12 protein-coding genes are annotated in these 12,871 nt (G+C 45.5%); 8 read left to right on the top strand and 4 right to left on the bottom strand.

All coding sequences use genetic code 11. The features are described 5' to 3' along the window. Window positions 1–11 precede the first annotated feature (11 nt). Together V1U08_RS16705 and V1U08_RS16700 are read right to left on the bottom strand one after the other, a co-directional pair. Complete coding sequence (locus tag V1U08_RS16705; protein WP_014232577.1) at window positions 12–560, bottom strand: NAD(P)H nitroreductase; 549 nt, start codon at window positions 558–560, stop codon at window positions 12–14. A 186-nt stretch (window positions 561–746) separates the two neighbouring features. Continuing rightward, window positions 747–2,759: an NADPH-dependent 2,4-dienoyl-CoA reductase gene (locus V1U08_RS16700; RefSeq protein ID WP_162889691.1), complete on the bottom strand. Its 2,013-nt coding sequence runs from the start codon at window positions 2,757–2,759 to the stop codon at window positions 747–749. Between the two features lie 224 nt (window positions 2,760–2,983). Here V1U08_RS16700 and sppA point away from each other — a divergent pair, with 224 nt between their 5' ends. Together sppA and ansA are read left to right on the top strand one after the other, a co-directional pair. Next, the gene (sppA, locus tag V1U08_RS16695; protein WP_020334547.1) at window positions 2,984–4,834 is read left to right on the top strand and encodes a signal peptide peptidase SppA; all 1,851 of its coding nucleotides are present in this window, start codon (window positions 2,984–2,986) and stop codon (window positions 4,832–4,834) included. A gap of 112 nt (window positions 4,835–4,946) precedes the next feature. Beyond that, the gene (ansA, locus tag V1U08_RS16690; RefSeq protein WP_014232580.1) at window positions 4,947–5,960 is read left to right on the top strand and encodes an asparaginase; all 1,014 of its coding nucleotides are present in this window, start codon (window positions 4,947–4,949) and stop codon (window positions 5,958–5,960) included. Between the two features lie 70 nt (window positions 5,961–6,030). On the opposite strand, the gene V1U08_RS16685 is transcribed toward ansA, so the two are convergent. Beyond that, the gene (locus V1U08_RS16685) at window positions 6,031–6,315 is read right to left on the bottom strand and encodes a YeaC family protein (protein ID WP_014232581.1); all 285 of its coding nucleotides are present in this window, start codon (window positions 6,313–6,315) and stop codon (window positions 6,031–6,033) included. A gap of 99 nt (window positions 6,316–6,414) precedes the next feature. Between V1U08_RS16685 and V1U08_RS16680 the strand changes: the two genes are divergently transcribed. Beyond that, complete coding sequence (locus tag V1U08_RS16680; RefSeq protein WP_014232582.1) at window positions 6,415–7,236, top strand: DUF2989 domain-containing protein; 822 nt, start codon at window positions 6,415–6,417, stop codon at window positions 7,234–7,236. Window positions 7,237–7,344: 108 nt separating this feature from the next. Here the strand turns inward: V1U08_RS16680 and msrB are convergent, their stop codons facing one another. Next, the gene (gene msrB, locus V1U08_RS16675; RefSeq protein ID WP_041170255.1) at window positions 7,345–7,755 is read right to left on the bottom strand and encodes a peptide-methionine (R)-S-oxide reductase MsrB; all 411 of its coding nucleotides are present in this window, start codon (window positions 7,753–7,755) and stop codon (window positions 7,345–7,347) included. A gap of 337 nt (window positions 7,756–8,092) precedes the next feature. Between msrB and gap the strand changes: the two genes are divergently transcribed. The 5 genes from gap (at window position 8,093) to V1U08_RS16650 (ending at window position 12,784) form a co-directional block, all read left to right on the top strand. Then, the gene (gene gap, locus V1U08_RS16670) at window positions 8,093–9,088 is read left to right on the top strand and encodes a type I glyceraldehyde-3-phosphate dehydrogenase (RefSeq protein ID WP_014232584.1); all 996 of its coding nucleotides are present in this window, start codon (window positions 8,093–8,095) and stop codon (window positions 9,086–9,088) included. A 136-nt stretch (window positions 9,089–9,224) separates the two neighbouring features. Further along, a complete protein-coding gene (locus V1U08_RS16665) occupies window positions 9,225–10,109 on the top strand; it encodes a D-hexose-6-phosphate mutarotase (protein ID WP_330471039.1) in 885 nt (294 codons plus the stop codon). 206 nt (window positions 10,110–10,315) lie between these two features. After that, on the top strand, window positions 10,316–11,140 hold the full coding sequence (rlmA, locus tag V1U08_RS16660; protein WP_330471038.1) for a 23S rRNA (guanine(745)-N(1))-methyltransferase: 825 nt from the start codon (window positions 10,316–10,318) through the stop codon (window positions 11,138–11,140). Between the two features lie 94 nt (window positions 11,141–11,234). Beyond that, complete coding sequence (locus V1U08_RS16655) at window positions 11,235–12,182, top strand: ChaN family lipoprotein (protein WP_330471037.1); 948 nt, start codon at window positions 11,235–11,237, stop codon at window positions 12,180–12,182. Between the two features lie 242 nt (window positions 12,183–12,424). After that, complete coding sequence (locus V1U08_RS16650; RefSeq protein WP_065297178.1) at window positions 12,425–12,784, top strand: hypothetical protein; 360 nt, start codon at window positions 12,425–12,427, stop codon at window positions 12,782–12,784. Window positions 12,785–12,871 lie beyond the last annotated feature (87 nt).

Genomic DNA, 12,871 nt, shown 5'->3' with positions numbered 1-12,871 from the left:
GTGGTTAGCGGTTATTGAAACTCAACAAACTTCGTCAAGTCACGCTCTGGCACTTTCATTGGTGTGCCATCTGGGGTGCCCAAGTAAAGGAAACCAACGATTTCATCTTCACCTTCCAGGCCAAACGCTTTATGCACTTCAGGGTGGAACATCCATGGTCCTGAGCGCCAGAAGCCCTGAAAGCCCTGCGCAACGGCGGCCATTTGCATTGCTTGAACGGCACAGCCTGCCGACAGGTACTGTTCCAATGCAGGCACTTTTTCATGCGGCGTCACTTTTGCGATCACGGTGATAACCATTGGTGCTCGGAATGGGGCATTTTTCAGCTTTTCAACCACCGATTCCTCGCTGTTATCCGCCAATGCAGCTTTAACCAAAATATCAGACAGTTTGTTTAGTCCTTTACCCTGTGAAATCACAAAGCGCCAAGGCGTTAAACCAGCATGGTCGGGCGCGCGCAGGCCAGCACGTATGATATTTTCCAACACTTTACCTTCTGGTGCTGGCGCGGATAACTTGCCGACAGAACGGCGGTTAAGCAAGAGATCGAGAGCTTCCATGAACTGGTCCTTATTGAATCTAACTTGTATTTTATCTGCTGGTCACTTTAGCACAATCTAGCCCACTGAATAACAACCTGTTTTTTGGGGATTATACCTAACCCACAAAATGCCTATTCCAGTCGGCCAGAAACGAAAAAAGCCGCACATAATGCGCAGCTTTTCATAAGTATTTGTGTATGCTTTTTATAGCTTCACTGCGAGCTTCACACCCTGACGGATTGCTCGTACGGCATCCAGCTCACCAGCGTGGTCAGCACCACCGATGATGTGCAGCTTATCACCTAGCTGAGACCATTTATCTTCAAACGGTCGAACCGACTCCTGACCCGCACAGATAACCACTTTATCTGCGTTCAGAACTTGTGATTTACCATCAACCTGAATGTGTAATCCACGATCATCAATTTTTTCGTAAGAAACACCACCCAGAAGATGAACTCCGCGTTTTTCCAGGGTACGTTTATGGATCCAGCCCGTTGTTTTACCCGGACCTTTACCGACTTGCCCTTGACGACGTTGTAATACCCACACCTCTTTATCACTGACTGAATCAGGGAAAGGATACAAACCACCCGGCTGAGAAATCTCTTTATCAATCCCCCACTCGTGTAGCCAGTCATCCAACGTATGATCGACAGGCTCAGTAATCATGGTCGCAATATCAACCCCGATACCACCCGCACCAACGATTGCAACTTTCTCACCAACCGGTGTCTTTTCACGAATCAAGGTCTGGTAATCCACAACTTTCTCTGGGTTATCAATACCTTCAATCTTCACTTTGCGAGGCTCTACGCCAGATGCCATCACGATTTCATCGTACTCGGTGAGTAAATCGAAGTTCGCTTCAGTTGAAAGGTGCAAGTTGACCCCTGTCTCATCAAGGCGGTTGGCAAAGTAGCGAATGGTTTCACGGAATTCTTCTTTACCCGGGATCTGCATCGCCAGGCGGAATTGTCCACCAATACGATCATTCTTCTCGAACAAGTCAACTTTGTGGCCACGCTCTGCCAATGTTGTCGCACATGCAAGACCAGCAGGACCCGCACCTACTACGGCGATGTTCTTTTTCTTCAGTGCTGGCTCAACAACGATTTCGGTTTCATAACACGCTAATGGGTTAACCAAACAACTCGCACGCTTACCCTTAAATACGTTGTCCAGACAGGCTTGGTTACAGCCAATACAGGTATTGATGAACTGCGCCTTCTCCTGCTCGGCTTTCGCCACAAAATACGGGTCTGCCAAGAATGGGCGAGCCATAGAGACCATATCGGCATGTCCAGACGAAAGAATACGCTCAGCTTCTTCTGGGGTATTAATACGGTTACAGGTGATGATCGGTACAGAAACGTGCGGCTTTACTTTCTCGGTGACCCAAGTAAACGCACCACGCGGAACTTGTGTCGCGATAGTCGGAACGCGCGCTTCGTGCCAGCCAATACCGGTGTTGATGATGGTAACACCCGATTCTTCAAGTGCTTTTGCCAGCTCAATGACATCCTCAAACGTGCTGCCTTGTTCGACGAGATCCAGCATAGAAAGACGGAAAATGATGATGAACTTATCACCCACCGCTTCACGTACCGCTTTAACGATCTCCAGAGGGAAACGCATACGTTTTTTATAGCTGCCGCCCCAATCGTCGTAACGCATATTGGTGCGTTTACACAGGAACTGGTTAATCAAATAACCTTCAGAGCCCATCAGCTCTACACCGTCATAGCCAGCGGTCTGAGCCAGCTCGGCACTTTTAGCAAAATCTTCGATCGTGCTCTTGATTTGACGCTCGCTCATTTCACTTGGAGCAAACTTAGAAATCGGCGCTTTAATACCCGACGCACTTTGCGCTAAAGGGTGCATGGCATAACGCCCTGCATGCAGAATTTGCAGTGCAATTTTGCTGCCGTGTTTGTGAACGGCTTCAGTGACAACTTTATGCGCCTCTGCATGTTTAGGCTTACTGAACTCTGCGCTCAGAGGGTGAAGTCGGCCACGAAGGTTTGGAGAGAAACCTCCTGTTACAATCAGACCAACGCCACCTTTCGCGCGTTCTTCATAAAACGCAGCCAGCTTTTGCAAGCCTTCCTTGTCTTCTTCTAAGCCGGTATGCATTGATCCCATCAGCACTCTGTTACGTAATTGAGTGAAACCGAGATCCAGTGGTTTTAATAGGTTTGGGTACAGTGCAGACATTACTAAACATCCATTTTTATTATCTTGTGAAGTGACATTACGTTCTGCGAACCAAAAAATCAAACAGGTGTTTACATTTTTGTAACACCGATCAATCTAGCGTTAAAATATGCCAATTGTTGAAGGAGCGTGATAAGCTAAAAACACGTTATCTTTTGAGATCTTAGAGATAAGAACCCATAATTTGTAAAATTACGAATTGATTATCTCGTGATGGAGACATGATGAAAAAACTCTTCAAATTTATTGGTCTGATATTTAAAGGAATATGGAAAGGCATCACCTTTGTCAGGCTTGCTTTGGCAAATCTGCTGTTCCTTCTGATGCTTGCCGTTTTTTACTTTGCGTTTACCTACACCGGAGAAGGTCGACCAGTGATAGAGAAAGAGTCTGCACTGGTGATGAATTTATCTGGTCCCATCGTCGAACAAAGACGCTACACCAACCCGATGGACTCCTTTACAGGTTCACTACTTGGCAAAGAGATACCAAAAGAAAACGTATTGTTTGATATCGTTGATACCATCCGCTACGCCAAAGATGACCCTAAAATTACCGGTTTAGTTTTATCTCTGCGTGAGATGCCAGAAACAAACTTAACCAAGTTACGCTATATCGCAAAAGCGCTGAACGAGTTCAAAACATCTGGTAAGCCGATTTATGCGGTCAGCGATTTCTACAATCAAAGTCAATATTACCTCGCAAGCTACGCCGACAAAGTGTACCTGGGGCCAGACGGCGGAGTACTGATTAAAGGCTACAGCGCTTACTCGATGTACTATAAATCGCTGTTAGAAAAATTAGATGTGTCGACGCACGTGTTCCGTGTCGGTACTTATAAATCGGCGATAGAACCATTTACGCGCGACGACATGTCCGATGCTGCGGAAGAGTCAGCGACACGTTGGATCACTCAGCTATGGAGTGCATTTGTCGATGATGTGGCAACCAATCGAAACATTGATGCCAAAGTTCTCAATCCAACCATGGACGAATTGTTAGCGGAAATGCGCTCTGTTAATGGCGATATAGCAAAACTGTCACTCAAACTGGGTTTGGTGGATGAACTGGCTACTCGCCAAGACATTCGTACCCTGTTTGCCAAAGAGTTTGGTAGCGACGGTAAAGACAGCTACAACGCGATCAGCTATTACGACTACCAAGCAACGATGCACCCTGACTACAGTTCATCTGAAGATGATATTGCAGTGGTTGTTGCGAGTGGCGCAATAATGGATGGTCAGCAACCGAGAGGCACTGTAGGCGGTGACACGGTGGCGAGCCTTCTTCGTCAGGCACGTAACGATAAAAACGTTAAAGCGGTTGTTCTTCGTGTGAATAGCCCGGGTGGCAGCGCCTTTGCATCGGAAGTGATTCGTAACGAAGTCTCCGCGTTAAAGCAAGCAGGTAAACCTGTGGTGGTGTCCATGTCAAGCTTAGCGGCTTCAGGCGGTTACTGGATTTCAATGAGTGCAGATAAAATTGTTGCTCAGCCAACCACACTAACGGGTTCTATCGGCATTTTCAGTGTGATTACTACCTTTGAAAAAGGTTTCAATAAGCTTGGTATCCATACTGACGGCGTTGGTACGTCGCCATTCTCCGGTGACGGGCTTTCAACTGGTCTGTCAGAAGGCGCATCGCAAGCTATCCAAATGTCAATTGAACACGGCTACCAGCGCTTTATTTCTTTGGTCGGTGATAACCGTGGGATGCCTGTTGAAGAAGTAGATAACGTAGCACAGGGTCGCGTATGGACAGGTCAGGATGCGATGTCATATGGCTTGGTAGACCAAATGGGTGACTTTGACGATGCGGTCGATTTAGCAGCGAAACTGGCTAACATCACGGACTACAACCTGTACTGGGTTGAAGAACCCCTTTCACCAGCGGAGATATTCCTCGACGAATTCATGAATAACGTCAAAGTTTCCCTTGGTATTGATGTCACAAGCATGTTGCCGCAGAGCTTGCAACCTGTAGCTCAGCAGCTTAAACAGGATGCGAGCGTGCTACAGAGCTTTAATGACCCAAGAGGTCAATACGCCTTCTGTTTGAATTGCCAAGTTCAATAGCCGTGCTTAACTAGTCAAAAAAGGGGCATATCTTAGTGATATGCCCCTTTTTATTACCCATCAATTCGTTATAATCCGCGCACAGCTCCCCTACATGAAAGTAAATAGAACGATGACTAGAAAACACATCTATATCGCTTATACCGGTGGCACCATCGGTATGCAAAAGTCAGATCACGGTTATGTGCCTATCGCTGGCTTTATGGAGAAGCAATTAGCAGCAATGCCAGAATTTCATCGTCCAGAGATGCCGGATTACACCATCCATGAATACGATCCGCTGATCGATTCATCAGACATGACTCCTGCCGATTGGCAACAAATTGCTGATGATATTCGTGATAACTACGATAAGTACGATGGTTTCGTTATTCTGCATGGTACAGACACGATGGCTTACACTGCGTCGGCTCTGTCTTTCATGCTGGAAAACCTTGGCAAGCCAGTTATTGTGACTGGTTCTCAAATCCCATTGGCAGAGCTTCGCTCTGATGGTCAGGCAAACCTGCTGAACGCACTGCATATCGCGGCTAACTTCCCTATCAACGAGGTAACGCTGTTCTTCAACAATCAGTTAATGCGTGGTAACCGCAGCACGAAATCACATGCTGACGGCTTCAATGCCTTCACTTCGCCAAACCTTGCTCCTTTGCTGGAAGCGGGAATCAATATTCAGATTAGCAATAGCGTGACAGTTGGTGCTCAGCCTGAAGGCGAATTTAGAGTACACAACATTACACCTCAGCCGATCGGTGTGATCACCATGTACCCTGGCATTTCTCATGAAGTGATTCGCAACACGTTACTTCAGCCGGTTAACGCGATGATTCTGCTAACGTTTGGCGTAGGTAATGCACCACAAAACCCAGAACTGCTTGGTCATCTGAAAGAAGCATCTGAACGTGGTGTTATCGTGGTGAACTTAACGCAGTGCTTAGCTGGTAAAGTTAACATGGGTGGTTACGCTACAGGCTGTGCGTTGGCTGATGCTGGAGTGATCAGTGGATTTGACATGACGCCTGAAGCTGCACTAGCCAAACTGCATTATCTTCTAAGCCAGAACCTGTCTTACGAAGAAGTAAAAGACAAAATGCAGCAAGTATTACGTGGTGAAATGAGCCTGTAAAACTCAATACTCAGCACTTAAAACCTAAAAAGCCCAATGATTACATTGGGCTTTTTACGCGTTAAACATATCAATCGAAGTTTGGATTTACTCGAACGATATCGCTCTCATCACCACTGAATTGCTTTTTCAATTCTTGCTTAGACTTAAAACTGATTTCACCACCGGCAGCAACGGTCATATGTTGAGCGTCTGTATTATGTTTTGATTGATACAACATCACAGCTTGCATACACGAATCTCGCTGCTCTCTAGAAAGTGTTGTACCCTCTGGCCATCTTCCCGTCTCTACTGCATATACCAAGCGATCGTAAACTTCTGGTGTCATCGCTTTTAATAATTGTTCTGTGTCCATAATGTACCTTCTTATTACATTCTGTTCAGAACATAGCGGGTTAAGAAATGGAGTCAAGAACACGAAAATGAATTGGTGTAACGGATCACAGGCAAAACCATGAAAACAACATACTGGTTGCTGGCAAGCCTCGCCACTCTATCCATCACAGGTTGCTTTGAACGCAACATATCTACTGAACAACTGTGTGAAAATAACCCAGAACTGCGCTGCGAAAAGCTCAACATCGACGATGGACAATGCCGCATCCCGCGTACCAACTTAATTTGGCATCGTTATGAGCAGTTCAAACACCCAAGCGAAGAAAAACAGATAGAAGAATACAGCGTCGTCGCTGAATACAGAAAGTGCTTGGAGCTAGCCTCCCAGATCGCTCCGATTGACCAAAGCGAGCTAAAAGCACAACGCTTTAATGCGCTGGTGCACAGCATCGACGAGCTTGAACGCATCGTTAGCGAGTTAAAGGTATCGGAAAAGCCAGAGACCTTATATTTCCTTTGGTCACAGACCGGAGACACACAGGCTCAGCACCGATTTTTACAGATGGAAGGCTCACCGACACTAAACACTGCGGAAATGCAGTACGCCTTAGCTACCTTCTACGTCAACAGAGACACCCCTAAAACGCTTATCTTGTTAAATAATGCGTTAAGTTTGTCAAATGAAGACAACCTAAACCCTGCCATACTCAAATCATTGGCGAGTATTCATCAGGGACAAGGGGAGAAAAAACGCGCTTACCTCTGGGCAATGGTAGCCAAAAGATTTGGTGTGTCAGTAGCCGATGAAAAGCAGCTGCAGAGAATGTTCGATTTCAATGATCCAAACCAATATCAAAAACTGGACGACCTGGCCAAGTCGATCGCAAATAATATTGAAGAGGGAAGTTATTCCCCCGATTTAATTCCCGAAAATATATAAAAAAACTCCCGCTAGTCGGGAGTTTTTTATTCATTCAAGTTTTCAGTGTTTATATGTTGACCGATACAGTTCTGAAAGGATGAAACACTCTTAACTGCAATTTTGTTACTAATCTTCAGATTTGTTGAAAATTAACGACACTGAATTAACACAGTAACGCTCGCCTGTTGTTTGTGGTCCGTCTTCAAAAACGTGCCCCAGATGACTATCACATGTCGCACAGCGAATTTCAGTACGTACCATTCCGTGACTCAGATCATCTAAATAGCGTATCGCTTGGTCATTAACTGGCGCATCAAAACTCGGCCATCCACATCCTGAATCGTACTTGTTATCAGAGACAAAAAGAGGGGCATTACAGCAGGTACAGCTATATATACCAGTTTCCTTATTATGCAATAACTTACCACTGAACGGTGGCTCAGTTCCCTGCTCTCTACAAACACGAAACTCTTCATCAGATAGACGCTCACGCCAATATTCATCGGACTTCGTCACTTTTCCTCCGCTTTGTTCCACTAATTTTAGATCCTTATTTCCTGTTTTTCGCAATGACTTTTTTAGCAAAAAACTTGATTCTCGTAACAGTTGTAGCACATACTTTCTCACCAGGACACCATGTGTAATTAATTTGATACGAGCACTCATCTCGCAGGTTATATTACGCCAACTGAGCTAGAGTAAAAGCAGTAAAAAGTTTAAAAAACGAACATTTGCGAAGAATTGTTAAAAAAAGCGTCGCTTTTTTTTGACTTTAAACAAGTTAAGTCCGATTATCTGTTGCAGATGTTTACTGGATTCTGTAATTTTACTACCAGTTATCTTTAATCAGAAATTAAGTTGTGGAGCAACTATAATGACTATCAAAGTAGGTATTAACGGTTTTGGCCGTATCGGCCGTTTCGTTTTCCGTGCAGCGCAAGAGCGTAACGACATCGAAGTTGTAGGTATCAACGACCTTATCGACGTAGATTACATGGCATACATGCTTAAGTACGACTCAACTCACGGCCGTTTCAACGGTACTGTTGAAGTTGAAGGCGGTAACCTAATCGTTAACGGCAAAACTGTACGTGTAACTGCAGAGCGCAACCCTGAAGACCTAAAATGGGACGAAATCGGTGTTGACGTTGTTGCTGAAGCAACTGGTCTTTTCCTAACTGACGAGACAGCACGTAAGCACATCACTGCTGGCGCGAAAAAAGTTGTACTAACTGGTCCTTCTAAAGACGCAACTCCAATGTTCGTTAACGGCGTAAACTTCGACACTTACGCTGGTCAAGACATCGTTTCTAACGCTTCTTGTACTACTAACTGTCTAGCACCTATCGCTAAAGTTCTTAACGACAAGTTCGGTATCGAATCTGGTCTTATGACTACAGTTCACGCTACAACAGCAACTCAAAAAACTGTTGACGGTCCTTCTGCTAAAGACTGGCGCGGTGGTCGTGGTGCTTCTCAGAACATCATCCCATCTTCAACTGGTGCTGCTAAAGCTGTAGGCGTTGTACTTCCAGAAGTAAACGGCAAACTAACTGGTATGGCTTTCCGCGTACCAACTGCTAACGTTTCTGTAGTTGACCTAACTGTTAACCTAGTAAACGGCGCATCTTACGAAGCTATCTGTGCAGCAATGAAAGAAGCTTCTGAAGGCGAACTAAAAGGCGTTCTAGGTTACACTGAAGATGCAGTAGTATCTCAAGACTTCATCGGTGAAGTTTGCACTTCAGTATTCGATGCTAAAGCTGGTATCGCTCTAACTGACAAATTCGTTAAAGTTGTATCTTGGTACGACAACGAAATCGGTTACTCAAACAAAGTTCTAGATCTAATCGCACACATCTCTAAGTAATTAGAAACAGTGATTAGCTCTTAACTGAGTTGAAAAAGAGGCGGCTTTATAGTCGCCTTTTTTGTATCTGGAATTTGAGGGGTGTATTTGGGCTTCAAACGCTCGCAACCTCTCCCAGCGATAGGAAAACAATCAGATGGATTTAAACACCCTTCCTGCCCTAACCGTCCTTTCTGACAATGTCACCGTAGTAGAAATTGATCAGGTCAAAGTTGTTCGTATCATTCACGATAAAGCAACCGCTGGTATCGCTTTGCACGGTGGTCATGTGGTGTCATACAAACCACAAGGTCAGGAAGATCTAATTTGGATGAGCGAAAAAGCCGTATTCGATGGCAAAGCCGCTTTACGTGGTGGTATTCCAGTGTGCTGGCCATGGTTTGGTCGCATTGCTGCACCGGCTCATGGTTTTGCACGTACTACAGAATGGGAACTGATAGAACACCGTGAAAATGAAAATGGTGTGATTGTCGAACTTGCGTTGTTCCCAAGCGAAGAGACCCACCAAATTTGGCCTCATATGTTTGAAGCTCGCCTTTTGGTAGAAGTCGGCGATGAGCTGAAAGTGACACTGAAAGTACTGAATATCGATGATGAGGCATGGGCATTCTCTGGTGCATTGCATACTTACCTTAACGTTGGCGATGTTTTACAAGCCCAAACTTCAGGCATGGGTAGCGAGTACATCGACAGCTTGAAAGGCAACGAGGTATGTCAAGGTGGTGAAGTCCTGCAACTGACCGACACCATAGACCGCGTATACACGCAGCCTGAAGTGCAGATCTTAGTCAAAGACCCTGTATTAGGACGCACTCTGAGCGTAGAAAACCATGGCCACAACTCAGCAGTACTATGGAACCCTTGGGCCGAAGGAGCTCAGTCAATGGGAGACATGGCTGATAATGGTTACGAAACCATGCTATGCGTCGAATCCGCTCTGCATGCTTCCAGTATTGATCAAGGCAAAACCTTGCAACCAGGTGAAAGCTACGAACTGGTTACCGTTATTTCCGCACAATAACGTCATCACAGCCGGTTTACGCCGGCTTTTTTATTGCTAGCAGTTCAACTTCACCCTTCTCTTCCCTATTCTCATTAAAAATTTTATTTCTGGTCGTTATAAATCTGTAAAAGCACTCGCTAACCACGGCTATTTCACGGTTTTGTTTCACTTAAAGTCGTGCTTTTTGATAGAATTTGTCGCCCTACTTTCAGCTCGAGATCGTCATGAACTATCAATGCCCTCTATGTCACCAACCTCTTACATTAAGCGTAAAAACGTTTAAGTGTGAAAATAACCATCAATTCGACATGGCAAAAGAAGGCTACGTAAACCTGATGCCGGCACATCATAAGCGTTCTAAAGATCCCGGCGATAACAAGGAAATGATGCAAGCGCGTCGTCGCTTTCTGGAAGGAAAGTATTACGATCCGATGCGCCAGGAAGTCGCCCGCCTTTGCACTGAGTACACCAAAGGAACGACTCACCAGCTGTTAGATATCGGCTGCGGTGAAGGCTACTACACCGATCTGGTACAAAAATCATTGCTAGCCCAAGATGAGCAAGCCGCCACGTTTGGTTTAGATATCTCGAAAATAGCCATTCGCTATGCAGCCAAACGCTACCCAGATTGTCATTTTAGTGTCGCATCAAGCCATAGACTTCCATTCGCGGATCAATCTTTGGATGCAATCCTGCGAATCTATGCGCCATGTAAAGCAGAAGAGCTCAAGCGTGTAATCAAAGATAATGGTGTCGTGGTTACCGTTACGCCAGCAGGCAGACATCTTTACCAGCTTCGTGAACGAATTTACCAAGACGTTCGTCTCCACGATGAAACACCTGAAACCATCGATGGCTATGAACTCGAGCAGCAACACCAACTTAACTATGTGATGGACTTGAAAGACGGAGACGCATTTGACCTGCTGCAAATGACACCATTCGCCTGGAAAGCGACTGACGAACTCCGAGAAGAGCTAAAATCCGCTACACTTTTCCAATGTGAGGCCGATTTTATGTTGCGTGTCTATCGTAAATCCGCGCATTAGTACTGCCCTAGCTCAACGCAGGTGAACATGGCTCTCGTTCACTTTAATTCCGTCGCCTCCACAAATATCTCTTAGACATTTTTGGAGGCTTCTCATGCGCTTTTCTATTTTAGGTCTTGCGTTTGCCATTGTGTTAACTGGTTGTGTCTCAACCCCAACAACGATATCCACTCTCAATTCCCCTGACGTGATCAGCTTTTACGATTACAAGTTGCACACCCCGTCAGGCACTCCTTTATCCCTGACTGACCTGAACCCTGAGTTACTGCAAGCCGACGTAATCATGATCGGTGAATGGCACACTCATGCCGGTATCCACCGTTTCCAGACAGATATGCTGAAACAATTATCGAGCGGAAAACGCCCCATTGCCCTTTCAATGGAACAATTCAGTCGCGATAAACAAAGCGTATTAGACGAGTATTTAGATGGCCAGATTGGTGAGCAAACCTTCATCCAGCAAAGTAACGCCTGGCCAAACTATGAGAGTGACTATCGTCCCCTTGTCGAGTTTGCAAAGCGTGCAGATATTGCAGTAATCGCGGCTAACGCGCCGAGAAAAATTGTGCGCTGCATTGGCTTTAATGGTGTCGGCTATCTGGATAAACTTGATAGTAAACAGCGTGGTTTTGTCGCTGAGACCATCAATACCGATGACAGCCAGTACAAAGACAAGTTTATGGCTTCCATGCATCACGGCAAGCCAGAGCAAACAGAAAAACAATACGCCGCTCAAATGACCTGGGACGAGACCATGGCCGAGTCCATTGTCGATTACCTCACTAAGCATCCGGGAACTCAAATGGTACATGTGGCTGGGAAGTTCCATATCGAGGGTGGACTAGGCACAGCTACATCGATCCTGAACCGAGATCCACGCTTAAACGTTGTTGTAATAACCCCTGTCACCGACATCACTTCAGACAGTTCGGATTATCAGCTTGAAGTGTTAGCACCACCGGTTCGCTACGTGAAGGATAGCAACCGTATGAAAGCCTTTAGTCACCTGATCACGCGTAATACTGACCTTGAGTGTGAATAAACTACGCCCGAGTTAAGATCACAAATCGCCATTTCATTGCGGTAAATCCAGTCTATCCAGAACGTGAATTGAATTATATCGGTCTGCTTTTTGCTTTGGTCTCTACGTAATCACAAGAGGCGGCAAGAACAGGCCTGTTTTTTATTTAAACGATTTAAGAATTGCCAAACGTTGCCGATAAAGTCCATAACTGCTTTTTACCCACACTCAATGAGCGAGTGTCGATTTTCAAGGAGTATTCGATGAATCCAGTAGGAAGCAATCAAGTTAATACTTACGCAAATCTGCAGCCCACTCTGTCGTCGACAGAGAAAACCGCAGGAGAAGTCAACGCGTCACCAATAAAAGTGGAACAGAACAAAGTGACACTTTCTCCTGAAGGTAAAGCGCTTCTTACCGCTCTGCAAGAAATCGACCACGAAAGCAAAAAAGTGGAAGCAGAAAATAAGACTGTTGGTGAGAAGGTCGAATCATTTACGCATGGCGCTTTGGGAATGGATCGCCCTGATAAAATCGAGGAAGAGGAAGACAGCTCCTATTCTGCCGGACAATATCTCTCAGCTGCTTTAAGTGTGGGTGGGATTATTCTCGCGCTTGCATAATCGCCCAAAACATTGCCCAGTCGGTCACGACCTATTGGCTCGATGGGCAATTTGCTAGTCAATAAAAATGACAATCTGGTTAAGCTT

Source organism: Vibrio sp. YYF0003 (assembly GCF_036350715.1).
In the GTDB taxonomy this organism is placed as follows: Bacteria; Pseudomonadota; Gammaproteobacteria; order Enterobacterales; family Vibrionaceae; genus Vibrio; species Vibrio natriegens.
Note: the sequence above shows the minus strand (reverse complement) of the source record. Positions and strands in the feature narration are given on the sequence as shown.

Bases quoted from the DNA above. Each gene is read 5' to 3' on its own strand.
- sppA (WP_020334547.1), top strand. From the start codon at position 2,984: ATGAAAAAACTCTTCAAATTTATTGGTCTGATATTTAAAGGAATATGG.
- V1U08_RS16650 (WP_065297178.1), top strand. From the start codon at position 12,425: ATGAATCCAGTAGGAAGCAATCAAGTTAATACTTACGCAAATCTGCAG.
- V1U08_RS16680 (WP_014232582.1), top strand. From the start codon at position 6,415: ATGAAAACAACATACTGGTTGCTGGCAAGCCTCGCCACTCTATCCATC.
- V1U08_RS16705 (WP_014232577.1), bottom strand. From the start codon at position 560: ATGGAAGCTCTCGATCTCTTGCTTAACCGCCGTTCTGTCGGCAAGTTA.
- rlmA (WP_330471038.1), top strand. From the start codon at position 10,316: ATGAACTATCAATGCCCTCTATGTCACCAACCTCTTACATTAAGCGTA.
- V1U08_RS16665 (WP_330471039.1), top strand. From the start codon at position 9,225: ATGGATTTAAACACCCTTCCTGCCCTAACCGTCCTTTCTGACAATGTC.
- V1U08_RS16655 (WP_330471037.1), top strand. From the start codon at position 11,235: ATGCGCTTTTCTATTTTAGGTCTTGCGTTTGCCATTGTGTTAACTGGT.
- V1U08_RS16685 (WP_014232581.1), bottom strand. From the start codon at position 6,315: ATGGACACAGAACAATTATTAAAAGCGATGACACCAGAAGTTTACGAT.
- gap (WP_014232584.1), top strand. From the start codon at position 8,093: ATGACTATCAAAGTAGGTATTAACGGTTTTGGCCGTATCGGCCGTTTC.
- V1U08_RS16700 (WP_162889691.1), bottom strand. From the start codon at position 2,759: ATGTCTGCACTGTACCCAAACCTATTAAAACCACTGGATCTCGGTTTC.
- ansA (WP_014232580.1), top strand. From the start codon at position 4,947: ATGACTAGAAAACACATCTATATCGCTTATACCGGTGGCACCATCGGT.